At 37.1% G+C, this 26,413-nt stretch carries 25 protein-coding genes and 2 riboswitches; all 25 genes read left to right on the plus strand.

Annotated elements, in window-relative coordinates; all coding sequences use genetic code 11:
• Nucleotides 1-296 precede the first annotated feature (296 nt).
• The 25 genes from Gferi_RS24690 to Gferi_RS24810 all read left to right on the plus strand — a co-directional run bounded on the left by Gferi_RS24690 (nt 297) and on the right by Gferi_RS24810 (nt 26,356).
• Nucleotides 297-1,847, plus strand: a complete 1,551-nt coding sequence (locus tag Gferi_RS24690) for a sigma-54 interaction domain-containing protein (protein WP_069980771.1) — start codon at nt 297-299, stop codon at nt 1,845-1,847.
• Between the two features lie 45 nt (nt 1,848-1,892).
• Nucleotides 1,893-3,089: a methionine gamma-lyase gene (gene megL, locus Gferi_RS24695; protein WP_069980772.1), complete on the plus strand. Its 1,197-nt coding sequence runs from the start codon at nt 1,893-1,895 to the stop codon at nt 3,087-3,089.
• A 186-nt stretch (nt 3,090-3,275) separates the two neighbouring features.
• Nucleotides 3,276-4,025: a peroxide stress protein YaaA gene (yaaA, locus tag Gferi_RS24700; protein ID WP_069980773.1), complete on the plus strand. Its 750-nt coding sequence runs from the start codon at nt 3,276-3,278 to the stop codon at nt 4,023-4,025.
• Between the two features lie 317 nt (nt 4,026-4,342).
• Nucleotides 4,343-4,804, plus strand: coding sequence for a GNAT family N-acetyltransferase (locus Gferi_RS24705; RefSeq protein ID WP_069980774.1), 462 nt, complete (start codon nt 4,343-4,345; stop codon nt 4,802-4,804).
• Nucleotides 4,805-4,998: 194 nt separating this feature from the next.
• Nucleotides 4,999-5,631, plus strand: a complete 633-nt coding sequence (locus Gferi_RS24710; RefSeq protein ID WP_069980775.1) for a hypothetical protein — start codon at nt 4,999-5,001, stop codon at nt 5,629-5,631.
• 821 nt (nt 5,632-6,452) lie between these two features.
• Nucleotides 6,453-7,217, plus strand: coding sequence for an alpha/beta fold hydrolase (locus tag Gferi_RS24715; RefSeq protein ID WP_069980776.1), 765 nt, complete (start codon nt 6,453-6,455; stop codon nt 7,215-7,217).
• A 189-nt stretch (nt 7,218-7,406) separates the two neighbouring features.
• Nucleotides 7,407-8,072 (plus strand): hypothetical protein, encoded by a 666-nt coding sequence (locus tag Gferi_RS24720; RefSeq protein ID WP_069980777.1) that lies wholly within the window; start codon nt 7,407-7,409, stop codon nt 8,070-8,072.
• A gap of 263 nt (nt 8,073-8,335) precedes the next feature.
• Complete coding sequence (locus Gferi_RS24725) at nt 8,336-8,908, plus strand: flavin reductase family protein (RefSeq protein ID WP_069980778.1); 573 nt, start codon at nt 8,336-8,338, stop codon at nt 8,906-8,908.
• 524 nt (nt 8,909-9,432) lie between these two features.
• Entirely contained in the window at nt 9,433-10,032 is a 600-nt protein-coding gene (locus tag Gferi_RS24735; RefSeq protein WP_069980780.1) for a uracil-DNA glycosylase family protein, read from the plus strand.
• A 345-nt stretch (nt 10,033-10,377) separates the two neighbouring features.
• Nucleotides 10,378-11,175, plus strand: coding sequence for an NUDIX hydrolase (locus Gferi_RS24740; RefSeq protein ID WP_069980781.1), 798 nt, complete (start codon nt 10,378-10,380; stop codon nt 11,173-11,175).
• A gap of 549 nt (nt 11,176-11,724) precedes the next feature.
• The gene (locus tag Gferi_RS24745) at nt 11,725-12,177 is read left to right on the plus strand and encodes a GNAT family N-acetyltransferase (protein ID WP_069980782.1); all 453 of its coding nucleotides are present in this window, start codon (nt 11,725-11,727) and stop codon (nt 12,175-12,177) included.
• A 429-nt stretch (nt 12,178-12,606) separates the two neighbouring features.
• Nucleotides 12,607-13,902: an IS30 family transposase gene (locus tag Gferi_RS24750; RefSeq protein ID WP_069980783.1), complete on the plus strand. Its 1,296-nt coding sequence runs from the start codon at nt 12,607-12,609 to the stop codon at nt 13,900-13,902.
• Between the two features lie 398 nt (nt 13,903-14,300).
• The gene (locus tag Gferi_RS24755; RefSeq protein ID WP_069980784.1) at nt 14,301-14,510 is read left to right on the plus strand and encodes a helix-turn-helix transcriptional regulator; all 210 of its coding nucleotides are present in this window, start codon (nt 14,301-14,303) and stop codon (nt 14,508-14,510) included.
• Entirely contained in the window at nt 14,503-14,952 is a 450-nt protein-coding gene (locus Gferi_RS24760; protein WP_083273758.1) for a DUF6773 family protein, read from the plus strand. The genes Gferi_RS24755 and Gferi_RS24760 overlap by 8 nt, the downstream gene beginning before the upstream one ends.
• Before the next feature lie 203 nt (nt 14,953-15,155).
• Nucleotides 15,156-15,302 (plus strand): hypothetical protein, encoded by a 147-nt coding sequence (locus Gferi_RS28370; RefSeq protein WP_156782480.1) that lies wholly within the window; start codon nt 15,156-15,158, stop codon nt 15,300-15,302.
• Between the two features lie 378 nt (nt 15,303-15,680).
• Complete coding sequence (locus Gferi_RS24765) at nt 15,681-16,109, plus strand: pyridoxamine 5'-phosphate oxidase family protein (protein WP_069980786.1); 429 nt, start codon at nt 15,681-15,683, stop codon at nt 16,107-16,109.
• Nucleotides 16,110-16,173: 64 nt separating this feature from the next.
• On the plus strand, nt 16,174-16,797 hold the full coding sequence (locus Gferi_RS24770) for an SMI1/KNR4 family protein (RefSeq protein ID WP_069980787.1): 624 nt from the start codon (nt 16,174-16,176) through the stop codon (nt 16,795-16,797).
• Between the two features lie 430 nt (nt 16,798-17,227).
• Nucleotides 17,228-17,426: riboswitch (cobalamin riboswitch) on the plus strand.
• 138 nt (nt 17,427-17,564) lie between these two features.
• Nucleotides 17,565-18,527 (plus strand): M14 family metallopeptidase, encoded by a 963-nt coding sequence (locus tag Gferi_RS24775; RefSeq protein ID WP_069980788.1) that lies wholly within the window; start codon nt 17,565-17,567, stop codon nt 18,525-18,527.
• Nucleotides 18,528-18,665: 138 nt separating this feature from the next.
• Nucleotides 18,666-19,355, plus strand: a complete 690-nt coding sequence (locus Gferi_RS24780; protein WP_069980789.1) for a class I SAM-dependent methyltransferase — start codon at nt 18,666-18,668, stop codon at nt 19,353-19,355.
• 46 nt (nt 19,356-19,401) lie between these two features.
• The gene (locus Gferi_RS24785; protein WP_069980790.1) at nt 19,402-20,331 is read left to right on the plus strand and encodes an ABC transporter permease; all 930 of its coding nucleotides are present in this window, start codon (nt 19,402-19,404) and stop codon (nt 20,329-20,331) included.
• 6 nt (nt 20,332-20,337) lie between these two features.
• Nucleotides 20,338-21,168, plus strand: a complete 831-nt coding sequence (locus Gferi_RS24790; RefSeq protein WP_236932654.1) for an ABC transporter permease — start codon at nt 20,338-20,340, stop codon at nt 21,166-21,168.
• Nucleotides 21,169-21,192: 24 nt separating this feature from the next.
• The gene (locus Gferi_RS24795) at nt 21,193-22,755 is read left to right on the plus strand and encodes an ABC transporter substrate-binding protein (protein WP_069980792.1); all 1,563 of its coding nucleotides are present in this window, start codon (nt 21,193-21,195) and stop codon (nt 22,753-22,755) included.
• Between the two features lie 22 nt (nt 22,756-22,777).
• Nucleotides 22,778-23,677 carry an ABC transporter ATP-binding protein gene (locus Gferi_RS24800; RefSeq protein ID WP_069980793.1) on the plus strand — a complete coding sequence of 300 codons (900 nt, stop codon included), beginning with the start codon at nt 22,778-22,780 and terminating at the stop codon, nt 23,675-23,677.
• Between the two features lie 13 nt (nt 23,678-23,690).
• Nucleotides 23,691-24,467 (plus strand): ABC transporter ATP-binding protein, encoded by a 777-nt coding sequence (locus Gferi_RS24805; RefSeq protein WP_069980794.1) that lies wholly within the window; start codon nt 23,691-23,693, stop codon nt 24,465-24,467.
• Nucleotides 24,457-24,635: riboswitch (cobalamin riboswitch) on the plus strand. It overlaps the preceding gene by 11 nt.
• A 92-nt stretch (nt 24,636-24,727) precedes the next feature.
• Nucleotides 24,728-26,356 carry an ABC transporter substrate-binding protein gene (locus tag Gferi_RS24810; RefSeq protein WP_069980795.1) on the plus strand — a complete coding sequence of 543 codons (1,629 nt, stop codon included), beginning with the start codon at nt 24,728-24,730 and terminating at the stop codon, nt 26,354-26,356.
• Nucleotides 26,357-26,413 lie beyond the last annotated feature (57 nt).

Genomic DNA, 26,413 nt, shown 5'->3' on the forward strand with positions numbered 1-26,413 from the left:
TATATTTTGTGAAATTAGAAGATCATAGAACGATAAATCTGGCCATTTCTTTCATGCTAGCAAGAATTCTTTAAGAGAACAACAAACTGACTCAATATAGCAAATGGTTTAATCTCAATCCAATTGGATTAAGATTAAACCATTTGCTATATGCTATCGACTGAAAAACTTTATATATGGAATAAAAATGTTCCATTATTTAGACGAGGAGTTTTTTATAGTAGGATTTATCTGGATTTGAGTAGTATTAAAATTGGCGCAATATTTGCATTAAATCAATATAAGAGGGTGAAAATATGGAAACCAAGAAAATCAAACTAACAGCGGTTGAGGATAGATCGCATCTAACCTACAAAGCTTTGTCCGTACTATACAAATATGGAGTAGGACTAATGTGGATGGAGGTTTATCCATATGTTGTATATATCAAGATGATGCCGGTGGAAGAACGCATTTGGGAACTTATTAAAAAAGAGTTTGAAGATCTTAGTGAATGGGAGAGTATCGAAGAAATAGAACTGTTTCCTTTTGAAGAAAAGGATACTCAAATGAAAAATGTATTAGATCTCATTCCCCATGGAGTAACTCTCGTAAATAAAAAAGGAGATATAAAATATATCAATAACTATGCGGCAGAGAAAATACTCAAATGTGATAGTAAGGGTATTACTGAAGCAAATATTAGAAAATACATTGATTATGATAGGCTTATATCTTCTTTAGCAAATGTAAAAGGCAAGAAAAGCATAGTAACTGAAAGGCTGGGGATAGGAAATCAATTATATCAAGTAAACCTGCAGCTTATTAAGAATGAGGAAGACATCTTAACTGGGTACTTAATATCATTTTACGATATAGATAAATCAAGTGTATTCAATCGTTATGATAACCCCATTACATTTGATGATATTATAGGTGAAAGTGAAAGAATGACTGCTATAATAAGTGAAGGGAAACAATACGCTAAATCGGATTCGCCGGTGCTTATTACAGGAGAAAGCGGTACTGGGAAAGAGTTATTTGCAAGGGCAATCCATAATCACAGTGTCAGGAAAAATAAGCCATTTATTGCGATTAATTGCGCTGCTATTCCAGATCAGTTATTAGAAAGTGAGTTGTTTGGCTATGAACCTGGAACCTTTACAGGAGGAACGAAGGAAGGAAAAGCAGGAATCTTTGAAGTTGCCAGTGGGGGAACTGTTTTTCTCGATGAAATAGGAGAGATGGCACCTCATATACAGGCAAAGCTGCTAAGAGTGCTGCAGGAAAGAAAAGTAAGAAGAGTAGGCGGACATAAAGAAATGCCCATCGATGCCAGATTGATATCGGCGACCAATCAAAACCTGGATGAAATGGTAAAAAATAAAGAATTTAGATTAGATTTACTATTTAGAATCAATATATTCAATATCAATATACCTCCTCTTAGGGACAGAAAAGAGGAAATTCCCATATTATTTGAATATTTTTCAAAGATACATTCTGAAAGATATAACAAAACCATCACTGGAATTGAACAAGAGGCGATGCAAAAGCTGATATATTATAATTGGCCAGGGAATGTAAGAGAATTTCAAAATGTATTGGAAAGAGCAGCTGCACTGTCTACTACAAAAACAATTTCAGCTAGGGATATAATCCTTAATTATAATTTAATAACGGAAGATACATTTGTAGAAAACTCTCTTAAAGGGTGTTTAGAAAATCTGGAAAAGAAAATGATAACCGATAGCTTGAAATCAACTAAAAGTATCAGAGAAGCAGCTAGAGGTCTTAAGGTTACCCATACTTTATTAATTAATAGAATGAAGAAGTATGACATATGTAAGGAATACCTTAAAGATTAGTTGGGACTATACCTTCATAAAATGAAAAAATTAGGGGGATTTAAGATGAACAAAGAAAGCTTAAGTAAAATGGGTTTTTCAACGAGGGCAGTACATGCTGGATATCAAAAAAATGAATTTGGTGCATTAGCAACCCCAATATATCAAACCTCTACATTCATATTTGATTCAGCAGAGCAGGGGGGAAGAAGGTTTGCATTGGAGGAAGGCGGATATATCTATTCCAGATTAGGAAATCCAACCAATACACAAGTTGAAGAAAAACTTGCTAATTTGGAAAATGCTGAAGCAGCTGTATCAATGGCATCAGGAATAGGCGCCATCGCTTCTGTTTTATGGACTGCTGTAAAGGGCGGAGACCACATCGTTGCAGCTAAAACCTTATATGGATGTACCTTTGCATTCTTAAATCATGGATTAACAAAATTTGGCGTTGAAGTCACCTTTGTAGATACAGCATATCCTGAAAATGTTAGAAAGGCAATGAGAGATAATACGAAGGTTGTATACCTTGAAAGCCCTGCAAATCCCAATATGGCTATGTCAGATATAGAAGCAGTTTCAAAAATTGCGCATGAAGTAGAAGGGTGTATGGTTGTAGTAGATAATACCTACTGCACTCCTTATCTTCAAAGACCAATTGATTTGGGTGCGGATGTGGTGGTTCACTCAGCTACGAAATATTTAAATGGACACGGAGATGTAATAGCCGGATTTGCTGTAGGAAAGCTGGAATTTATTAATCAGGTAAGACTGGTAGGTATAAAAGATATGACTGGAGCATCTCTCAGTCCTTTTGATGCATACTTAGTTAACAGAGGAATGAAGACTTTAGATCTTAGAATGGAGAGACATTGTGCAAATGCGCAAATTGTTGCTGAATTCTTAGCGTCACATCCTGCAGTAGAAAGCATTGCATATCCGGGATTAAAGAGCTTTCCACAATATGAATTGGCTAAAAAACAGATGAAATTGCCAGGGGCCATGATCGCATTTGAAGTGAAAGGCGGTTTAGAAGCTGGTAAAAAGCTGATGAATACAGTGGAATTGTGTACATTAGCAGTCAGCTTAGGAGACACTGAAACCTTAATTCAACATCCTGCTTCTATGACCCATTCACCCTATTCACCGGAGGAAAGGACAGAATGTGATATTTCGGAAGGGTTAGTCAGAATATCCGTGGGTCTGGAGAATCCTGAAGATATCATATCCGATTTAAAAAAGGCATTAGATCAATTATAATATAAACTTAAGTAATGTACTTCAGAGACGGTTTCAAATGACTCTGTGTGGTTTTACTTATTGTGCATCGCCTCCACTAAATAAGAACGAAGATTTTATTACATTGCAAAGTCCTTGATTTTGAATTTATGTGCAAATAGAGATACTCCAAACCTTCTCGATTTATCACAGTAGAAAGGGAAAAATATGAGAATCATTATATCACCAGCGAAGAAGATGAAAACAGATACAGATTTATTAGACTATTATCATCTTCCCCAGCAAATAAAGGAGACGGAAATCCTCCTGTCATATCTAAAAAATTTAACCTATGGAGAAGCAAAAGCCATATGGAAATGCAATGATGAGATAGCTGCACTGAATTATGAACGTATTCAGAAAATGGATTTATACCGCAATTTGACACCTGCGATCCTTTCATATGAAGGAATCCAATACCAGTATATAGCACCTAGAATATTTAAAATTGAGGAATTTTCTTACATCGAAACACATTTGCGCATTATGTCCGGTTTTTACGGAATCCTTAGACCTTTTGACGGAGTCGTTCCTTACAGGCTGGAAATGCAGGCAAAGCTGCAGGGCAGTGAGCTAAACTCACTCTATAAATTTTGGAATAGAAAGCTTGCTGAACAACTTTTTTCTGAGAGCAGCTGTATCGTAAATTTGGCTTCCAAAGAATACAGTAGATGCATCTCAGATTATTTAGACAGCAGTATACGGTTTATTACTTGTGTATTCGGCGAAAAGATAGGAGAAAAGGTTGTTGAAAAGGGGACCCAGGTGAAAATGGCCAGGGGAGAGATGGTGCGTTTCATGGCAGAAAAACAAATTAAGAGTGTAGAAGAAATTAAAAAATTCAACAGGCTTAATTATGTTTTTGGAGAGGATCTTTCAAATGAGAATAAATACGTATTTATCAAAGAAGGAAAATAAAAAGTTAAAAGAAAATATAAAAGCTCCAAATTTTACTTTGTCTGACAAACGGTGGTGGATATTGATTTTTAAGCATACTCTTAAAAAAGGAAGCGATAAGACTTCTAACCGTAGGGACTACGGGGATAGCCTACTAAATATCTGTTCGATGGAACGGCGTTCGTAGGAATCCCCCACCTCTAAGGGTGGGAGTAGTTCAAACTCATGTAAGTAAGAATAATTTGACTTGTATGATGTTACTCAATATCAATTAGATATTATGAAGAAAATACAATCTTATTGTGTTAGTTCAGTTCAAAAGAGAGGATGAACATACTATGAAGGAAATAAAGATTGTTGAGTATGAAGAAAAATACCATAGTGATTTTAAAAGACTTTCTTATGAGTGGCTTGAAAAATATGTATCAGTAGAACCAGAAGATGAAAAAATTTTAAACAATCCCAAAGAAGTCATTTTAAGTAAAGGTGGGTTTATATTTTTTGCTAAGTATAATGAGGAGATAGTAGGAACAGCATCATTAATAAAAGTTGATGAAGATATCTTTGAATTAGCAAAACTTGCTGTAACTGAAAAGTATCAAGGATTAAAGATAGGGAAAATGCTAATAGAAAAATGTTTGTATGTTGCAAAACAAAAAAATGCTAAAAAAGTAATCCTTTTTACAAATTATATATTAATTTCAGCCATAGAGTTGTACAAGAAATTTGGCTTTAAAGAAGTTCCTATTGTGAATAATAAGTACATAGAGTCAGATTTAAAAATGGAACTCAAAGTATAATATTTGAAATTTAAGTAGATTATTATTTTTTATGTAAGCGCTGGAACAATTACCGTCATGCGGTACCGCCAAGAGGTATTCCTTTAGGGTTGTTTGAGACGCCGCAGATGCGGAACGCTATATAAAATCGCGTGCATTAGTTGCCGCGCCTTGCAGCAATCGAATTTAAATCAATTACTTTTGAGGAGATAGATATGAAAATTAAGCGTTTTGCTCTGTTTATAATGATGATGATGATTATACTATCACTTTTGGGATGTAGTGCTGACAAAAAGAAAACTGATAAAAACAAAAACATCATTACTACTCATACTAATCAATCAGGTAATACCGGTGAGTCAACACCAATTTTAGCAGGTTCTACGCAAGAGAAAAAAGAAATAGTTGATGAAAATCTTAGTAAAAGTGATGAAAAGGTAATTATTAGTTTCAAAGTTAAAAATGGGAAAACCCTTTCTTTTTGCACATCTGAAGGATCAGATGATTATATTGTTTATCGCTTTGGAACTAAAGATAAAATAGAACTTGAATTTCCAGAGGATATAAATAATTCATGGAGTCAATTTGTTTTTTCAGATTATCACCGTTCTGGAGGGGCAGAAAATGCTGGACTTAACTTGAGTTATCTTACATTTATAAATGGAGAATATGAGTATCAAGTTTATCATGCTTTTGATCATGTCGAGGAAGTAACTTCAGTGGGTGTTAAGGTGAAAAATTTAGTTTCAGGAAAAGAAACAGATATTGAAGGTGATGAAAAAACACTGATAGGCTCTCTACACTGGATAAATTGTAGTTATCCAAAATTAAAATATGAGAAATGGTAAAAGAGGTGTTTGAAGTGGATACATCTGTGCGTTCTCTAGATTTCGAAGGCACATGAGCTGGAGGGGACGGTTCCGAATGACTCTGGAATAAGTCTGTGTAATTTTGCTTATTGTGCATCATCTCCGCTATTCAAGTCCGCGATAATTTAGAAGTCACATTTTATGTGGCTTTTTTGCGTATATGAGTTTTGTCAGGTGAGGGTAGTTCCACTAGCAAAGAGAATTAAGGACTTTAATAGGATTATTTGTAAATTTTCAATTACTTTTATATATTACTGTTTATTTCCATATAATTTTCTATAATTATCCAATAATTGGGAGGAAATTAAAAAAAAGCACAGAATAATGAATTATTAATGACTTTTAGATTATGACTAGGCTTATATGCGAATGAGGAGATAAGATGGAGTTCAAATAAAAGACATTGGGTTTTTCCAAATACTTCAGAGTGTAGAGCCGAGCTAAATTAAAGATATTGAATGAATCGATGAAAGTGCTGTAACTCTATCAATTAATTTTGTTAAAATTGAACAAGAAATGAGAAAGGAGCTTGTTCTCAAGAGATCTACCCATAAAACCATATTGGCAAATCTCACGAATATGTCATAAAAAGCGAACCTAGTTTCTGTAATGAAACGTTACATGACGTAGGCTATAAAAACGGTGTATCCTTGGGCCGATCATGAAAGAAAGACTTTGGAGATTTGATTATTGTACACCAAATTGAAACTGCGAGTTAAAGGCTATTCATATAACAGAAGGTAATGAAAATGAGAATGTTAGACATTCTGTAATAATAAAAAATTGAATGGAGGATATAAATGCCATATTTTAAATATAATGAAAAGTCATGTTATTACGAAGAACATGGAGATGGTATACCTTTGCTTTTTCTGCATGGAAATACTGCTTCTTCAAAAATGTTTTGTAATGTGGTAGAGCCATTTGCAAAGCATTATAAAGTTGTCCTCATAGATTTTCTTGGACATGGTAAATCAGACAGAGTAGAAAAACTTGAAACAGATTTATGGTTTGATGAAGCATTGCAAGTAATAGCATTTTTAGAACAAGCACATTATAAAAAAGCAAATTTAATTGGTAGTAGCGGTGGTGCATTAGTAGCTATAAATGTAGCTTTAGAACGCTCTGATTTAGTGGATAAAGTTATCGCTGACAGCTTTGAGGGCGAAGTTCCATTGCAAGAATTTGTTCAAAATGTAGTAGAAGAACGAGAAATGTCAAAAAAAGATAAGGAAGGGAAGAGGTTTTATTATGAAATGCACGGAGAGGATTGGGAAAATGTTGTTGATAACGACACAAATGCTATTTACAAACATGCGAAGACCATAGGAAAATTCTTTCATAAGCCATTAAATGGATTGCAAACAAAAATGTTGCTTACAGGTAGCAAAGAAGATGAGTATGTTAAGTTAGTCCATCCAGATTTTTACATAGAAACCTACTCCAAACTTATTGGAAAATTGTGTAATGCATCAATGCACATATTTGATCAAGGTAGACATCCTGCACTACTATCTAATAAAGATGAATTTGTTAAACTAGCAAAAGATTTTTTTGACAAGTAACAATGCGTCTCCGACATCCGCCAGGCTAAGATAGGAGTTATCTAGGCCTGGCGGATGTCGGAGACGCGGAACGTTACATGCAATGTCACAAAAAGGCCGTACATCTTGCGCGGATTTTGCTGAGGAAAGGCTTTGTAGCGATTTCATATTGGTATGAAGTACCAATTAATAGAGGAAGGGGTTATCTTTTTGAAAAAAATAACTTGTATAGTGGTTTCAGCTCTTGTGTTAATTTTGTTTCTTTCATCTTGCTCTTCCCAGAAAACAGTTTTTTCTAACAAAACTGATGCGAATAAAGAAAACTACTCAGATATTCTTGTCCAATCACCTATGACGGTATCCAATAATGATTTGTTCCCTGTTAATGGAAAGCATCAATATTTAAGACTAAGAATGTCCAAAGGTAAATATTATGAGGAGTGGAATCCAGGAGCATACCAGGGAACACTTTTGGAGGGGTATTTCATTATTGAATTAGCTGATGAATTTGGTAATACTATTGCTAAAACTGATTTGAGTACAATATACAAAGAGCCATTAATTTTTAATTCTTCATTTGAGTTTCAATTTGATGATTATAATGATGATGGTGATTTGGACTTTACAATAGGTCAGTATACATCAAATAATGGTAGGGACTATAAGCTTTTTACTGTAAGAGAGGACGGAAAAATAGAGGTATTGCCTATTAGAGATTATTCCTCACTGTTCATAAGCAAAGTGACAGGCTATTACTCTACAAAGCTTACGAAAATAGACAATGTCACGTTTAATATAGAGTATTATGATAATATAAAGGAGAAGAATTCTGAAGACCTTTATAAATGGAATGGAAAAGAATTTGTTAAGGATTAGTATGAGGCAATTTGGTATTAGGATCTTTGTAGTTAGTCCGGCAGATGGTTTAAGGGGACACCATTCATGGCGGCTTCTGAACAAGAAGCTGTGGCGCTGCATATAACAACATGTTCCTAAAATCTGGTATAATATGCATGTAATAACCAGATTTCGGGAACACGCGGAACGTTAGTGGAAATCCCTGAGAAGTAAAAAAGAAAGTGACAAAAAACTTTTTATTATAAATTATTAAGATAAAAATAATTAGGAGGATATATTTCATGGTAAAACATTCGATTCTACCACAAAGAGGTTTTTTTCCTCAACCAGTTTATTTGATAGGAACATATAAAGATGATGGAAATCCGAATTTTGCTTTAATAACGTGGATAACATTTTGCTCAGTGAATCCTCCAATGATGATGTTTGCATCAAGGGGAAAAAAATTAACACGTGAACTTGTTGAAAAGAATGGAATGTTTTCTGCAAATCTTGTAACAACAAATATGATGTTCATGGCAGATTACTTTGGAAATACATCAGGTTATGAGAAGAATAAATGTGAAGATATTCAAGCTGAATATTCAAAGGGCCCTGCCCTGAATGTTCCTGTATTGAAGGAATCACCATGGATATATGAATGTTCGCTTATTGATATTATTGAAAAGGGTGACGGATACATTTATATAGGAGAAATAAAAAATATATTGGTTGATGGAGTAATAGAAGATATCGGATATGGGAAAATAGATATGATTAACTTAAAACCATTAATTTATGCTCCAGGACAATACTATAAGATTACAGAAAAGATAGGTACAGTAGGGCTTTCTAAAAAAAAGCTCATTGAATAGTTTCACATTATTAATGGAGAGTATTAGCGTCTGTAGAAACTTAAAGGTTTTGAGGTGACGGGACTTCTATTAACAAAATACTCAAGTTCGCTGTGGATTGGGGAGACTATTGAGTATTTAGGCAAAGTTGGCAAAAACCAATACAAAGAATTGCCGGATAAACCATTTGATAAGAATAATTATCCACTCCCGAGAGATATAATATCAAGGACTATTTGCAAGGTAGGAATACCTGCATTAAAGCATCTTAGAGAATGTCTGTATACAGGAAGCTATGAGCAGATATTAGAAGCAATTGATGCAATTGGATTTATATCATTTTATGAGTACGACAATTCGCGCCAAAACGATATTATAATATTAAAAGTTTGCAAATCCCACTAATATGTCATAAAAAGCGAACTTAGTTTCGGTAATGAAATGTTATCTGGCATTGCGTACTAGTTAAAAAACATGACATGTAGTTGTCATATTATTAATGATATTATAGATAATAAATATATTATAAAGGGGTAGGTGAGTTTATGGTATGTAATAATAGTAGTTGTTCGGGTATTGAAAAGAGTGGTTTTCTTACACCAAAATGGGATATAGATTGTAATAAAGTGAAAATTATTATGATTTCAGAAGCACCTCCTATGGAATCATCAGCATATTTTTCCGAGGATAAAACCGACTATATGATTACTACGATTCAAGCATTTAATGATGCAGGATTAAATGTAAAGAGTCTTCAAGATATTATATCTCTTGGGTTTCAAATAACAACCGCGATAAAGTGTCCTAAAATAGATTATAGTATCCCTAGCAGTACTATCAAGATATGTAGCGAATTATTAGAAAGTGAGCTGAAACTCTATCAGAATGCCAAGGTCTATATGTTAATGGGTGATGTTGCTATAAGTGCAATAAATAATATTGCACGAAGGCAAATTGGGAAAAGAGTTATCCCAAACAACTCTACCTATAAAATACGAAATGAGGAATTTATGTTTGGGGACATAAGGATATTTCCATCATATTTACAAACGGGAAAAAATTATTTAATTGAAAAGTCAAAGCGTAGCATGATTGCAGATGATATCAATAGAGCATTTAATTATGTATCACAAAAAGGAAAATAAAAGGATTTGTTATATTATTGGTTGAAATAATGGCTATCTGTAATTTCCGTATGCAAAATCAGATAACAGGTTGTTGTAGTCAGGAGTTACAGAGCTGATAAACATCGGCAACAACAAAACCATTCTGCGAAAGATGATGCATTAGTTCTGCTGTCCTGCGGGGGTTAGGTTATGAAATAACCTTAAAGATTTTCTTAGCATTCACGAGAGTTTGAGGATGCACCATCCATCGAAGAACAACGCATTGCCACAAGGGCAGACGATGAACAATCTGTCTCCTTATCCCTTTATAATAAGATATTATTATTGAATTCAAAAATATAAATATAAAATGTGAGGTATTTTATGAATAATAATGATATTTTAGCATATGGCCCATGGGAGAATGATGAAGTAAATATCATATTTGACAATGCTTTAGTTGAGAATGATGAAAAAACAAAAATATACATAAAGGATATTTGGTCTGAATATTGCAAAAAAAGAGTGAAGTATTATGATAGTAAACTTTTAAGACTTAGTTCTTGGAATAAGGAAGATGAGATTTTGGAATTGTATACAGGGATAACATATTATTCACATTATATTGGAACAAGGGATCCAGTTTTTAAAGAAAGATGTTTAACAGGGATCAGAGCGAATCCTATTGGTATGACTATAATTCCAATTACATCAGATAGAAATATAGTTATTACTAAAAGATCTGGGAAAATGGAGCAAAATCCAAACAAATTATATTTCTGTGGGGGGTATGCAGAACCAAAATTTGACGAAAAAAATAGCATTAATTTAATGAATGAAGCATTAAGGGAAGTTAATGAAGAATTAGGTGCAAATGAATTTCTATATTTTAATTTTATCGGACTAGCCTATGACCCAGTTTATTGCCATCCAGAGCTATTTTCTACAGCAGTAGTAAATGTTACTAAAGAGCAAATAATAAGTACATGGAGTAATGCAAAGGATAGAGATGAATCAGAGTTTTTACTTTTTTTATCTCTAGATGATGTTTGTAATCATGGTTTTAACAAATTCAATATAGAAGCTACATGGAGTTATAGAGTAGGGGTTGAGTTGTTTACAACTAAAGTAGTTAATAAGATTTCAGATTATTATAATAATAAATCGGAGCCATTTGAATAAATGAATATCTATGTATCAAGGGGACAGTCCTTTTGACATAAAATGGGCAATATGATATAGTTCATCCAAAGAGGTAATTTCTATGTCTATTGTGCAGAAAGCTACTAGAATATGATGAAATATTAAGTATATTTTCTGAAGATAAGAACAGGGCAATGATACTTTTTAGAGAATTTACTAACAAGGAAGATCATGATATTTTATGGAATGAAGGAGAATAAGGAAAAGTCAAGCAAAGAGAAAGCACTTGCTATCTTGACAAGAAAAGAATTGGATTTGAGCATTTAAATCAAAAGGAGTATCGGACAGAGCAGAAACTATAGTTAAAGAATTGATTAAAAAAAGTAGCCTGTCATTACGCAGAGTAGCAGAGATGGCAGGAATAAATAGAGGGGCAGTTAGAAAAATAAGCGTGTTAAACCGCCCCTATGACACACAATATTGATATAAAATCATTCATTTTCTTCTTACATGTTATATGGCAGTTATACTATTGGTGTGACTGCTCCTGGTCACATGTTTAAAAGCTTTTTATGAGGGGGGATAGATGTGTCTTGTGTAGCGATAAGAGATTGTGAAGATAAAGATATTAAAGCAGTTATAGGGTTGTTGCATGAACTAAAAACTGTAGCCAATATAGATAATGACTTTCCAGTGGGGGATTTGGTGAAGATATTTGAGGAATTGAAAATGAAACCTGAAATCTATTTAAACCTCGTTGCTGAGATTGATGAAAAGATAGTAGGTTTTATTTCGATTATTTTCTATAAGACTCTTTTTCATAAAGGCGGTACAGCACTAATCAATGAGCTAATTATTCGTAGTAGTTACAGGGGAAAAGGTATAGGTAAATTATTAATTGAAAGTGCTAAAGAAGAGGCAATAAAAAGAGGAATGGATGAACTTGAAGTAGGGACAGAGATTACTAACAAGGAGGCACAGTGTTTTTATAAAAAATGTGGCTTCAATGAGGAATATGTTTTATTGGGTATGGAGTTTTAAGGACTGTCTCCAATTGGGTTTATGAAAAGCTGTATATAGTTTTTAAATCAAGAAGACTGCAACAAAAAGGTTGCAGTTTTTTGTTGATTTTCTCTATGTGAGAGGGAAGATTTCAGCCCAAGGCTATGTCTTTACAATAGGGAGTTGTATTAACTGCCTCAATTGTAAAATAAAATTCCATACTAATTGGTTCACATAAAATCAAAATTTGAAATTATTCATTGTTAAAGGGAGTATGGATTTTCCCTTTACAAACCTAGTTTTAGAAGACTAACTACCACTCATGTTTGGTCTTCTTTTTTTGTCATGTATTTTGTAGGTCTAGCCGCGCGGCAATGAGCGCCGGGGTATGGGGCAGCGCCCCAATGGTTCAATATTCAACAAGGTGTCTATCCTTTAGATGCTGGTGGCAGATAAGGAGGAACTACCATGTCTAAATATTTAACCTACGAAGAACGCCTCGAAATTGAAGCGGGCCTAAAACAAAACCTTTCCTTTGGAGAGATCGGCCGACAAATTGGTAAGGACCGTACTACAATAGCAAAGGAAATTAAAAAGCATTCTAATGAAAGGAAATCCGGCTATAGTGGGTGGCCTTACAATGCATGCAGACACCGCAGTGGCTGTAAGTTAAAAGCTGTTTGTGCTAAAGACCAATGCAGACGGCCAGCTACAGCCTACTGCAAACTATGCAGTTATTGTAATGATCTTTGTCCCGACTTCGAAGAGGAAGTCTGTTCTTACCGGTTCAAGCCCCCTTATGTCTGCAATGGATGCACGCAGTATAGCAAGTGTACCCTGAAAAAAACGATTTACGATGCCGGAGATGCACATATAGCTTTTTCCAAAAACATCTCTGAAGCCAGAAGCGGTATCCTCTCTAGTGAATCAGAGTTATCTCGGTTGAATACCTTAATATCACCCCTGATCAAAAACGGACAATCGGTTCACCAGATTTATGCAAGCCATGTGAATGAGCTCATGTGCAGTGAAAAGACCATTTACAACTACATAGATGCCTGTCTTTTCGATGTGAGAAATATAGACCTTCCACGTAAAGTAAAATATCGTCCCCGATATAAAAAACCTGAGTTCAAGGTAGATAAAGGCTGCCGTATTGGCCGCAATTACAACGACTTCCAGGCATTTGTTGAGAAATATCCTGACCTGCCTATTGTGCAGATGGACTCAGTCATCGGAAGTAGGGGCGGCAAAGTGCTATTAACTATTCATTTTGTCGAAACCTCCCTTATGCTGGCTTATCTGCGGGATGCTAACACATCACAATCGGTTATTGATATCTTTAGCGGTATCAGTAAGACCTTAGGAAAGGAGAATTTCAAAAAGCTATTTCCCGTTATCCTTACAGATAATGGAAGTGAATTTTCCAATCCAAAGGCTATAGAATATGGCTCAGATGGCCTGCTGCAGATCAAAATATTTTACTGCGACCCGAGTTCTCCTCATCAAAAAGGTGCCATTGAGGTCAACCACGAGTTAATCCGCAGGATACTGCCCAAAGGAACATCATTTGATTTACTAACACAGGGGGATATATCCCTGGTTATGAATCATGTAAACTCCTACAAAAGAAAAAAGCTAAACAACCGAAGCCCATACCAGACGTTTAGCTTTTACTATGGAGAAGATCTACTACATCAGCTTGGGTGTTCCCCAGTTGCCGCTGAGGACATCATACTGAAGCCAAAACTTCTCAAAAAGTAGCACATAAAAAAATGTACGCTGCCAGCAACCTTTATAGCTTAATAGCCGCTTCAGGGGTGGATTTTCCGATTACAAAAAAGTCGCCCGTAAATCTACCTCCGGTTTTTGTACGCTTTTTTATGTCTAACCAACGTCATTATTGCCAATTTCGTTCAAAAATCATACTCCTAAACGGTATTTTCATTTTCAAAATGGGACTTTCGCTTACAAAATGAGAAACTCGTTTTCAAAATGGGATTCTCGCTCTACAAACGGGAAGTTCGCGTTACAATTCACCGTTGTATTAACTGTATTATTTACAAATGTAAAAAATATATGAATAAATGTAATATATATTTGACAAATTATCTTATATATATTACTATATAATTAAGAAGTGAAGAATAAGAGGTGGTATATTGGGAAAGAACTTAAGACTTAAGGCAGCACGGGCTGCGAAAGATATGTCTCAGAAGGATATTGCTGATGCTGTAGGTGTGACCAGGCAAACGATAAATGCAATTGAAAATGGAGACTATAACCCATCAATTAATTTATGCATTGCAATTTGCAAGCTATTGGGAAAGACGCTAAACGATATTTTTTGGGAGGATGATGAAAATGAATAAGAGCAATCTTGATGAAATGCAGCTACAGCTTAGAAATAAGATTGGAAATCAGTCCTTTTTGATGCTTATGTATCTACTGCTGTTAGATGTTGGTTTATATGGCTTTGGTTTTCAATGGGCGAGCTATCCTATAAACGTGGTGTTAATTCTATCGGTTATTACAGGAAGCTATGTTATAAGGTTAATAATGAATAATGCATATGTAGGAACTCCAACTAGTAGAAGGCATAGCCCGGCAATAAAAACTTTGATTACATTAATTACGGCTGTAGCAATATCTGTATTTACTATCACTTTAATAAGAGGCAGAGGGATTGCTGTTACAGGAGCCACCAATGACGGAGGCGGGTCGCTATTGTTTATAACATCAGTTGTAGGTTTGGTTATCGCTGGCATTGTTGGCATCATAAAGTATCGGCAAAATAAGGATGAGGAAGAGTGACAAGCTCAGGATATTGAAGGGAATATAGACTGTTGAGTAGCTTAACCGTAATTCGTAAATACTATTTGAAAAGATAGTATTGAGAAGGTGTGATGATGGAAAAAAATTACAAAGGGCTATCAGCATGCCTTTAGTTCCTGGTCAAAGATACGGTTTACTGGCAGGAATAATCTTAGTTATGAATATACCGCATAAAGAAGATATTGTCTAAGCGGTATGTTGACAGCAGCGGAAAGGGCATTGAAGAAATACCTGCCAGCCGTTTAAAAAGGCTTACGCCACAAACGCATATGGAGTTTTCAGAAGAGTTTATACCTGAGCGGTCGGAGGAAGATACAAAACAGAAATAACTACTGGAGCTTGCGCATTGATAATCATTTGAGCATAAATTTTCTTTTGGAGAATAATTAATGAAAGTCGCATTTTATGCGGCTTTTTTTCGTTATGAGAGTGACTCCACCAATGAAAATGATCAATGAATATAAAATGTTATTTAGTTTTTGTACAGATGAATTTTGATAATTCTTTGTTGTCGAAATAAAGTGTACGAAATTTGAAGGGATTTACAATAATATAGGGAAATACATAAAAAAAATTCTATATTCGGAGTATCTTTATACACACAATAATCTGGTAAATGAGGAATGGTGGGACGGCAAACCTGTTACCGTTTCCATTAGAACAGGCTATAAAACTGAAATGTTTTATTATCGAAAGGGGAGGGCTTTATGGGAGTGGAAAGAGCGTATTTAAGCGGTTTGGAATTGGTGGAAAATTCTAAAATTGTTATGTTGTCTAATAATGGAGAGGATGGATATCCGTATACAAAAGCAATGATGAGATTAAAGCATGATGGCTTATCAAAGTTTTGGCTAAGTACAAATACTTCTACAAAGCGCGTAGAACTTTTAAAAAACAATAACAAAGCAAATTTATATTTTGTTGATGAAAATAACTTTAAAGGACTTATGTTGGTTGGTACTATTGAGATATTACAGGATAGGGAATCAAAGGAAATGCTATGGAATGATGGGTGTGAAATTTATTACCCACTTGGAGTAGATGATCCTGATTATACGGTATTATGTTTTACGGCAGTGCGGGGAAATTTTTATCATGGCCTAAGAAATACAGGATTTAGAATAGGTGAAAGATAATTAGAGCTTTATTAATATTTATATAATGATTGCGCAGGCAGTACTAGGATAATAGGAGGTATTTATGAATACGGTTGTTACCTTAGAAAAATTAGAAAGTATGCTTGAGATAAAATTTCCAAGAACTTTTCATGATATTTATAACTCAGGAGCAATGGAATGGTTAAAACATTCATATATTTGGCTTCGTGAAAATAGGAAAACAGTTGAAGCGAACGCAGAATCCTTTTTTTATAGGGTTGGAGGCGATTGTGAGCCAGTTGTATTTCCCGAAATACAAGAAACCATAAAACATTTTGAAGAAATGCTGGCCTATGATGAGGATTATAAAAACGGAAAGGTAAAAATTAATCCTAAATACAGGTTTATTCCTTTTGCACAAATGGGTTCCGGGGATTTGTACTGTTTTTGGTATGAAGAGGGTAAGGATGAGCCAAGGGTTGCTGTGTACGGACATGATACCGGAGATATGGATCTCTGGGCTAATGATTTTGATGAGTTTTTGTTTATTCAACTAGGGACATCAGTAGTGAGCTGGGACGATGATATTAATGATGAGTCTATTCAAGCACATATAAAATTTTTAAAGGATGAATACAAAGAAATTTTTAAATGTGGAGATATAAATAAAATCAAAACACTTATCGAAGATATGGGTGAGCTTAAGCTGATAGAATATCTTATATAGAGATAAGCGGCGAAGGATTATTATATGCTATAAACTTTAGGATAAAGCATATTGATATAAGCTGGTTTAGAATTGTAATACTAGGCGGTTGGCTCAGGGAAAACAGTGGAACGGCCAGAGGAACCGGCATAGTAGCCCTGGGACTGGGAATGGTGACGGCGATGTTGAGCAACTTTGGAGGAGCTTTTAAAAAGGGCAAAGAGATGATAGAAATTATTGACAAAAAATCCGGTTAGTGTTATGATGTATTTGCAAATGAGTTGTATTATCAATAAATTATTTAAAGCAATATAGAATATACGGTTAAGTAATGTTGTCTGCGGAGAAGGACAGTTGTATCAACATATATAGAAGAAAGATATAAGTAAAGGGAAAAATTTGAGAGATCTTATGAGGGAAAGGAGGCAGGAAGAATATATAATAAATCATTATTGAATATCAAAAAACAGGTGCCGCTTATGATTTTGATGAACAAAATTATGAATCGGTGAAAAGGAAAGTGGGTTGAAATCCCACGCGGTCCCGCCGCTGTGAAAGAGAAGTCCTTACAAAATGCCACTGGGAAACTGGGAAGACTGTAAGGATGATGATGCTTGAGCCAGAAGACCTGCCTGTTTTATCACCATTAAACTCTACGAGCGATAGGGAGGTGCATTGTGCACGTAAGTTATTTGCATTGGTTAATATGACCTCTTGACTGTTCGCCGTTGAGAGGTCTTTTCAATTACTGCAAAAAAGATTTTATTATTGAGATTGGAGAATTTAGAATGAAACCTGTATTGTCTATATGCGGAATTAGTGCGGAGCGCGGCGACAAAGCCCAGGGCTTTGTCACGGTTTTGGGTACGAAAACAATGATGCCGGTTACACTGATTAATGGAGAAAAGCAAGGAAAAATCATGCTCATAACAGCGGGGATACACGGCAGTGAATATCCTGGTATTCTTACAGCAATCCGGTTAGCAGGAGAGCTTGATCCAAAATACATTTCCGGTCAAATCATTCTCATCCACCCAGTGAATCTTCAGGCCTTTTCAGCCCGGTGCGCCGCCGTTGTGCCGGAAGATGGAAAAAATATAAATCGTGTGTTTCCTGGCAGTAAAAACGGCAGCATTGCAGAAAAAATAGCTTACCTCATAAACAATAGTTTTTTTGAGATTGCTGATTATTATATGGATTTACATGGGGGCGACTTACATGAATCACTCACACCTTATGCTTATTTTTCAGGCAATTGCCACCCGGAAGTTGTGCGGGCCTCTAGAGACATGGGAGCGGTCTTGGATTTGCCTTACATGGTAAATTGTATGGAAACGGTAGGTGCCTTTGGCTGTGCCGCTATGCGGGGAATACCGAGCATCCTGGTGGAAAGAGGCGGCAACGGTCTTTGTCTAGAAGCCGATGTAAAAAAATACATACTTGATGTAAAACGTGTGCTCAGAAAGCTGAATATCCTTTCGGACGATCATCTTGTTTATGCTGATCAAGCACCCATTGAACTAACAAATGTTTGTTATATAGAAGCAAAGCAGAAAGGCTGCTGGTTGCCTGTGGTTACTGCCGGGCAGAAAATCAGGAAGGGCGACAAACTGGGAGATATGACTGATTTTTTCGGTCAAGTTCTTGATACCTATTTTGCAGAATTTGACGGTGTTGTGTTATATCAATGTGCTTCCCTTTCTGCTCCGCAAGGAACCGAACTGGTGGCCTATGGAGAACTGGCCTGGTGATCAACAGATATAATGATTAAGGTCATAAGCCACGTATTCTATGACTAAAACGGTTTACAGCCAAATTTCGTTACGCTATGGTTATCCGTAATTTCATATGCAATCATAAATAATAAAAATCGAGAGGGAGGAGATTTAATGTCTGACCAACAACTGTACGATGTGTGGTGGAATGACGATGCCAATGGAGAGCAGTCGATGGAGGATAATCATCAAGCCCATTGGCATAAAGTGCTGGATATGATTGAGGAACAAAATATTCAAGACTGTACTGTTTTGGATTTTGGCTGCAATCAAGGAGGTTTTTTAAGGTTTTTATATCGTCAAAAACCTTTTTCAAAAGGAATTGGTATTGACCTGGCCAGAAAATCCATTGAAGTAGCCAATAAAAGAAAAAAAGATTTACTTCTTACCTATGAAGCAACTGCTAACGTAGAAAAGTTTAATCATGTCTTTGATTTGGCCTTCAGCATTTCTGTTATTTATTTAATACAGAACTTAAAAGAACACGCGTGGAAAATCAAAAAAGCATTAAAACCGGGGGGCGTGTACTACTGCACTTATACCGACTATAGTAAAAATCCGAGCCTGCTGCATTACAAAAAACAAATTGATAGGCAAGGAACAATCCCGATGCAATTACATTCCTTAAATGACATTGCAGAGGCATTTTTTCAGGAAGGTTTTTCTGTAGAAATGCGGAGAATGCCGCCTAAAGGATATATTTCCATCAATCCGGAGGATCCATGGTTTCATTCTATAGCTGACAGAATGCAGTATGAGTATCAGGAAGCATACATCTACCGCTTTACTGCGCCTATGAAATAAGACTTGCTAAATTATGAAGGCTGTTTTTCAGAGAGGGGATATATTCATGATTCAATCCTTTGTAAAATCAGTGGTACTGTTTCTAATTACTTTGGTTGGCATCACAATGTTGTCTTTTGCGCTGGCATATCTCTCGCCAAGTGATCCGGCAGAGATTTTGCTTACGGAGAATGGTATCGCCCCTTCTGAAGCATTACTGGAAAAAACTAGAGAAGAGTTAGGATTGAATCGGCCAATTTATGTGCAGTATGCAACTTGGCTTGTCAATTTCTTTAAAGGAGATATGGGAATATCGATAAAATCCAATCGTCCCGTCAGCTATGAACTCTTTAAGGCGCTGCCCTATACGCTTATGCTGACTATCGCATCGATGCTGCTAACAATTTTAATAGCAATCCCTTTGGGGATTGCCTGTGCCAAATATCAGAACAGCCGCTTTGATCGGGTTGTCCAGATGACTGCTTATGTGCTTTTATCATTTCCCATATTTTTTACTTCCCTGATTCTGATGTACATATTGTCGTTGAAGCTGAAAATGTTACCGGCTATCAGCGGAGGCAGCATGAAAGGACTTATCATGCCATCGCTGGCTTTATCCTTTAATATGATTGTTGTATATGTGAGGCAAATCCGAGCGGTGGTACTTCGGGAAATGAAAAACGATTATGTTGTGGGATTGTGGGCCAGAGGGGTAACCGAACGCAATATTTTTTGGGTCCATATTTTGAAAAATGCCCTGACGCCTATTGTTACGCTAACAGGTATGTCCCTGGGTGTTCTGTTAGGAGGTACGATTATTGTTGAAAGTATATTCAACTGGCCTGGTATTGGCAAACTGGCGGTAGAAGCTATAAAACACCGGGATTATCCCATTATACAGGGATATGTTGCATGGATGGCATTCATTTATTTCTTGGTAAATTCCAGTATTGAGTTGCTGTATACACGATTAAATCCAAAGATGATAAAAAGCTAGGGGGTGATGATGCTGGCGGAACTAAAAAAAATGAGAGTGCGTCTTGCAGTCAACAGCCTGCTTGTGTTCATCATTATAGTCATTGCGCTTTTTGCTGCCCGTATTACGCCTCATGATCCATATAAAACAAATTTAGCCCAGGCATTGCTTTCTCCATGCAGGGAATTTCCTTTTGGAACGGATCATTTGGGACGGTGTGTGCTTTCACGTATATTGTCGGCAGCGCCATTATCTATTTTTTCTGCATTGGCTGTGGTTTTTATTGTTGCGACGCTGGGCACATTCATTGGTGTTATATCCGGTTATATGGGCGGAATTGGTGACGCAATCATTATGCGGATTACTATGATTTTTCAAGCATTTCCCTATTTTCTATTAGCGGTTGCTGTGGCTGGCATGCTCGGCATAGGTCTGGTAAATGGAATACTTTCATTAATCGTTGTATTTTGGACGACTTATGCCCGATTGGGAAGAAGCTTGGTTTTAGGAATAAAAAATGAAAACTATATAAAGGCGGCTAAACTGTGTGGAGCTAAAAGCTACCATATTATATTTAAATATATGATACCTAATATTGCCTCCCCTATTTTGGTAACGGCTATACTGGACATCAGTGCAGTTATTTTAAGCATGGCCGGATTATCTTTTTTAGGATTGGGCGCACAACGGCCAACGGCTGAATGGGGAGCCATGATGAGTGAGGGAAGAAACTACCTGCAAACGGCTCCATGGACAGTTGCAGCTCCCGGAATGGTACTATTCCTTGTAGTAGTTAGCTTTAATTTGTTAGGGGACAAGCTCCGGGAATTTTTGGATAGAAGAGTTACGGGAAATTAAAAAAGTGATTTAGGAGGTTTTGACGTGAAGCAAAGATTACTTATCCTGCTATTGATTGTCATAGTGTCTGCTGGAATGTTTACCGGCTGTTCAAACATGGAGAAAGAAAGTATAAAGGATGCAAGTGGTGAAAAAACATTGGTATTTGGATCGGTAGGTTATTTTTGCAATGAAGCTTGGGATACTGCATCAGGTTGGGAGGGCTGGTACATTGGGTCTTATGGCGTAAGTGAATGCCTGTTTCGGTTAAATGATGCCTTTGAGGCTCAGCCTTGGCTGGTTGAATCCTACAGTACCGGAGATAACAAGACCTGGAAATTGAGACTGCGTGAGGATGTCCTTTTTCACAATGGCGCAAAAATGACAGCAGATGCGGTTAAAAAATGCTTTGAACGCACACTAAAGGTTAATGGACGGGCAGCGGAGGTATTGCCTGTCGAAAGACTGGAAGCTGAAGGCCAGATATTGACAATAAAGTTAAAAGAGCTAAATACCACTCTCCCCAACGATTTATGCGATCCTTTATGGACGGTGTATGATGCGGAAGGGTCTACGGATTTTGCCCAAAAAACATATTTTACAGGGCCCTACATACCAACGGAATTTAACCCAAATATAGAGCTTACTGTGGTGAAAAATGAACAATACTGGGGAGATACGCCTAAACTGGATAAAGCGATTTTCAAAACAATCACCGATGTGGATGCATTAACCATGGCTTTTCAAAATGGCGAAATTGATATCCTTGTGCCGGTTCCTGAAACCAGTATGCCGATTATCCAAAGGGATAGCAGGCTGACCATTGACGGAAAAATCTCCATGCGCGTCCAGTTCATTCGATTTAATATGAATTCACCGGTCTTTCAGGATGCGGCTGTGCGTAATGCCATCAGTTATTGTATTGATAGGGAGAGCTATGCACAGGTTATCTGCGGGAATACGACAGCAGCTTCCTATGGTGTTTTTCCGGAATACCTGCCCTATGGCGGGATAAAAGGCATCGATTCTGCTGTCGAACGTTTTGATCCGGAAAAAGCAAAGCAGATTTTGGTAAACGCCGGATATATGGATACCAACGGGGACGGCATCTTAGAGAAAGATGGAAGAGAGCTCTCTTTTAAAATGATTGGTTTAAGCACGCAAAAAGACATTTTAGAATTAAGCCAGGTATTACAAAGCCAGCTTTCGGAGATTGGGATTACGTTAAAGGTAGAAACGATGGAAAATATAAGCGATGCCAGAAGAAGCGGTCAATTTGACTTAAGCTATGAGTCCTATTCTATGGGTGGTACAGGCAATCCTCAAGGATTTATTGATTTTATGTTTACAACTGGCGGTTCAAATAATTTCGGCAAATATTCCAACGCCGAGGTAGATATGTTGGCTAGAAAACTACGTGAAACTGCGGATGAAGAGGAGAAAAACCAGATTATCAGAAGCATTACACAGCATATCTTAGACGATGTACCGTTTATATTTTTCGCCCATAAAAAATTTACTTGTGCTTACAATACAGACACTGTAGCTTATTACCATACGCAGCCTTCCGAGTTTTATATCCTGGACAGCAGTGTGGAGGCAAAATAAAGAGCATAAAGGGGGAGCTGCTTTGCTGCAGATTAATGATTTGAGTGTTAACTATAGTGGAAAACCAGTAGTGAAGCAGATTAGCATGCAGGTAAAGGAAAAGCAAATTGTCGTGATTGTTGGGGAAAGCGGCAGCGGGAAAAGTACTTTGCTGCGCAGTATCATTGGGCTTTTAGGAGAAAACGGAACCATCGCTTCAGGAGAGATTATGTTTAATCAATGGAATCTGCGAAATTTGTCCTACGAAGCGTTCCGAAAAATACGGGGATATGATATTGCTATGGTTTTCCAAAATCCGGAGTCCTTTTTTGATCCCACTATGCGTATTGAAAAACAGTTTTATGAATTCATGAAGATGCATCAGGATATTACAAAAGCGGAAGCTAGAAAGCAGGTCCTTGCATTGCTGACAGAGCTGCAGTTTGGTGATCCGGCGCGCGTTTTAGGCTCCTACCCCTTTGAACTAAGTGGTGGGATGTGCCAGCGGTTAGCCATCGCTTTTGCTATGGCCAACCGGCCAAAGTTAATGATGGCGGATGAACCTACCAGTGCATTGGATGTAACCGTACAGGCTGAAATTATTCATTTAATGCTGCAGATGCATCGTCAATATGGTACTTCCTTATTATTTGTAACGCACAATATGGCCATTGTGGAGAAAATAGCAGATATAGTGGGTGTCATGTATTGCGGACGCCTTGTGGAATGGGGAACAAAAGACGAAGTTTTATATCATGCCCGGCACCCTTATACACAAATTTTGTTGAAAGCAGTTCCAAAATTGGGAAAAGAAATGGTTGAAGCATCTGTACTTTGTGAAAATCATGGAAAAGCCGGTTTTAAATTTGAAATGACTCCTGTAGCAGAAGGCCGCAATGAGAGAAAATATTTTTCCCAAACCCATTGGGCATTATTGGGATGAAAAGAGGTTCATAATGACAGAGGAATATTTGTTAGAAATCAGGCAGCTTAAAAAGGTTTTTCCGCAAGGAAATTCTAAGATTGTAGCTGTTAGCAATATCAACTTCAACATTTCTCCCGGCGAATGCCTTGGTTTGATCGGTGAAAGCGGAAGCGGCAAATCCACCGCTGCAAATATGATTGCCGGCCTACTGGATATTACGGAAGGTGAAGTTATATTTGATAAAAAAATCCTTCCCAATAAATCCTGCCGAAAAGGTTTTCAGCTACGGAAGCATATGCAGATGGTTTTTCAAAATCCCCTGTCTTCTTTTAGTCCTAAAATGACCCTATTGTATTCCATCTGTGAAGGATTGCGTTACCGCAGAAAAATGAGCCGCAATGATATGGTTCAAAAAGCATATGAAACTATGGAAATGGTAGGATTAAAGAGGGAATACGCAAACCGGTTTTGTGGAGAACTGAGCGGCGGCGAGTGTCAACGGGCAGCCATTGCCAGGGCCATCGTCAACGAACCCAAACTGCTGATTTGTGACGAGGTTACCAGTGCCTTAGATGTTTCCGTACAGGCGCAAATTTTACGGTTGTTGCTGCGATTAAAGCAAGAGTTACACTTATCTTATTTATTTATCTCCCACGATATTGCTCTTGTAAGCAATATCAGTGATCGGGTAGCTGTCATGAAAGAAGGAAATATCGTGGAAGAGGGAACTCCTGATGATATTATCAATTATCCCAAACATCCCTATACAGATCTGCTGATTCGGTCTGCCCAGATGAAAAGAAAATAAATAAATAGGTTCAATAGATAAAACCTCTATTGATTAAAAGAGAAGTTGGGTGCACATCCTACGTGGTCCCGCTGCTGTAAAAGAGGAGTTCTTGCTGATATGCCGCTGGGAAACCGGAAAGGCTGTAAATTGATCATTAGAAAGAATTGACAATTTAGGGAGAGGATTGATATAATTGGCTATATACGCAAATGATATGCATTATCATTTGCGTACGCAAAGCCGCTCGTATATAAAAGTTAGTGAAAGGGGTAAATGTTATGAAGATTAGTAAGGTAAGCGTATCATTTCTAGCACTGTTATGCGCCTTCGTTTTTGCTTTTACTGGATGCAGCACGAATCCGGCAATGAACTCAGAAGAGGCAAAAACGCCTGAAACAAAAGAGGAATTGGTACTTGCCGTAGGAAAAACGGACACAGGTCTTTTTGATCCCAAAAAGGGCTGGGGGACTCACGCACAGATTCGTCTGACCCATAGCTCACTGTTGACCATTGATTCTGATCTCAATTTTATCGGGGATCTTGCAAAATATTATGAAGTCAGCAAGGATGCCCTGACATGGACCTTCCCGCTGCGTAATGATGTAAAATTCTCCAGTGGCGAGCCGGTCACAGCAGAGGATGTCAAGTTTACATATGAAATGCTCAAGGAGGACGGTATCAAATTTGATTTGTCCTTCGTCAAGTCGGTAGAAGTAGTTGACAGCAATACAATTGTTTTTACACTTAATGAGCCCCGTTCCACTTTTGTAAGTCAACTCACAGAAATTGGAATTGTCCCCAAGGCTCATTATGATGATAATTATTCCCAAAATCCCATTGGCTCTGGTCCTTACAAGGTGGTTCAGTACAATGATGGGCAGCAAATCATTATGGAATACAATCCTTATTGGTACGGAACGGAACCCCAGTTCAAAAAACTTATTTTTTTGCTGTTAGAAGAGGATGCAGCACTTGCGGCTGCAAAGGCCGGAACAGCGGACATTGTTTATGTTCCACCGACATTCGCAAATCAAAAGGTGGAGGGAATGACCCTGCGAAAGTTTGAAAGCATTGATTCACGGGGTATTACCATGCCCACACAAAAAAGCGGTGGAAAAGGAAAAATTAATAATAACGACGTTGCAGTCGGAAACGATGTTACTTCAGATTTAGCTATCCGGAAAGCATTAAGCGTAGGCCTTGACCGTCAAGGGCTTATTGATGTTGCTTTGGACGGCTATGGACAAAAAGCCTTCTCTCTTTGCGACTATTTACCTTGGTTTAATGAGGAAACCGCTATAGAAGACGGAAATATTGGGGAAGCCAAAAAGATTCTTGCAGATGGCGGCTGGATAGATACGAACAATGACGGAATTGTTGAAAAGGATGGAATGAAAGCAGAGTTTAATTTACTCTTCAGTTCCAGCGATCAGCTACGCAGTGATCTTTCCCTTACCGTTGCAGATATGGCCAAGGAATTTGGCATTAAGATCAATGCCATTGGAAAAACCTGGGATGAAATCTATATCGAGGGTAAGGCCAATGCGGTGTTGTGGGGTGGCGGACGTCATCATCCCCATCAGTTGTATACCATGTATTCTTCAAAGGTAATTGACCAGGGATATAACAACATGACGGTCTATATAAATCCGGCCGTAGACAAATATTTGGATCGTGCGATGCATGCCGCTACACAAGAAGAAGCAAACAAATACTGGAAGCTTGCTCAATGGGATGGCACAACAGGTTTCAGCACGCTTGGGGATATGCCAATTATCTGGCTGGCCCGTGTAGATCATCTATACCTGGCAAATGAGAAGCTTGATTTAGGAAGACAGCCGATTCATTCTCATGGTCATGAATGGGCATTGTTCGGCAATATCACAGAATGGACATGGAGCAACTAGTTCGGTGAATATTACTGAGGAAAGGGAGTTTTATGTGAAGGTTTGCTCCTTCTGAAA

This window comes from Geosporobacter ferrireducens, from assembly GCF_001750685.1.
Lineage (GTDB): Bacteria > Bacillota > Clostridia > Peptostreptococcales > Thermotaleaceae > Geosporobacter > Geosporobacter ferrireducens.

Excerpts from the sequence above, each read along its gene's own strand:
- Gferi_RS24690 (WP_069980771.1), top strand. The coding sequence starts at position 297 with ATGGAAACCAAGAAAATCAAACTAACAGCGGTTGAGGATAGATCGCAT.
- megL (WP_069980772.1), top strand. The coding sequence starts at position 1,893 with ATGAACAAAGAAAGCTTAAGTAAAATGGGTTTTTCAACGAGGGCAGTA.
- yaaA (WP_069980773.1), top strand. The coding sequence starts at position 3,276 with ATGAGAATCATTATATCACCAGCGAAGAAGATGAAAACAGATACAGAT.
- Gferi_RS24705 (WP_069980774.1), top strand. The coding sequence starts at position 4,343 with ATGAAGGAAATAAAGATTGTTGAGTATGAAGAAAAATACCATAGTGAT.
- Gferi_RS24710 (WP_069980775.1), top strand. The coding sequence starts at position 4,999 with ATGAAAATTAAGCGTTTTGCTCTGTTTATAATGATGATGATGATTATA.
- Gferi_RS24715 (WP_069980776.1), top strand. The coding sequence starts at position 6,453 with ATGCCATATTTTAAATATAATGAAAAGTCATGTTATTACGAAGAACAT.
- Gferi_RS24725 (WP_069980778.1), top strand. The coding sequence starts at position 8,336 with ATGGTAAAACATTCGATTCTACCACAAAGAGGTTTTTTTCCTCAACCA.
- Gferi_RS24735 (WP_069980780.1), top strand. The coding sequence starts at position 9,433 with ATGGTATGTAATAATAGTAGTTGTTCGGGTATTGAAAAGAGTGGTTTT.
- Gferi_RS24740 (WP_069980781.1), top strand. The coding sequence starts at position 10,378 with ATGAATAATAATGATATTTTAGCATATGGCCCATGGGAGAATGATGAA.
- Gferi_RS24750 (WP_069980783.1), top strand. The coding sequence starts at position 12,607 with ATGTCTAAATATTTAACCTACGAAGAACGCCTCGAAATTGAAGCGGGC.
- Gferi_RS24760 (WP_083273758.1), top strand. The coding sequence starts at position 14,503 with ATGAATAAGAGCAATCTTGATGAAATGCAGCTACAGCTTAGAAATAAG.
- Gferi_RS24765 (WP_069980786.1), top strand. The coding sequence starts at position 15,681 with ATGGGAGTGGAAAGAGCGTATTTAAGCGGTTTGGAATTGGTGGAAAAT.
- Gferi_RS24770 (WP_069980787.1), top strand. The coding sequence starts at position 16,174 with ATGAATACGGTTGTTACCTTAGAAAAATTAGAAAGTATGCTTGAGATA.
- Gferi_RS24775 (WP_069980788.1), top strand. The coding sequence starts at position 17,565 with ATGAAACCTGTATTGTCTATATGCGGAATTAGTGCGGAGCGCGGCGAC.
- Gferi_RS24780 (WP_069980789.1), top strand. The coding sequence starts at position 18,666 with ATGTCTGACCAACAACTGTACGATGTGTGGTGGAATGACGATGCCAAT.
- Gferi_RS24785 (WP_069980790.1), top strand. The coding sequence starts at position 19,402 with ATGATTCAATCCTTTGTAAAATCAGTGGTACTGTTTCTAATTACTTTG.
- Gferi_RS24790 (WP_236932654.1), top strand. The coding sequence starts at position 20,338 with ATGATGCTGGCGGAACTAAAAAAAATGAGAGTGCGTCTTGCAGTCAAC.
- Gferi_RS24805 (WP_069980794.1), top strand. The coding sequence starts at position 23,691 with ATGACAGAGGAATATTTGTTAGAAATCAGGCAGCTTAAAAAGGTTTTT.
- Gferi_RS24810 (WP_069980795.1), top strand. The coding sequence starts at position 24,728 with ATGAAGATTAGTAAGGTAAGCGTATCATTTCTAGCACTGTTATGCGCC.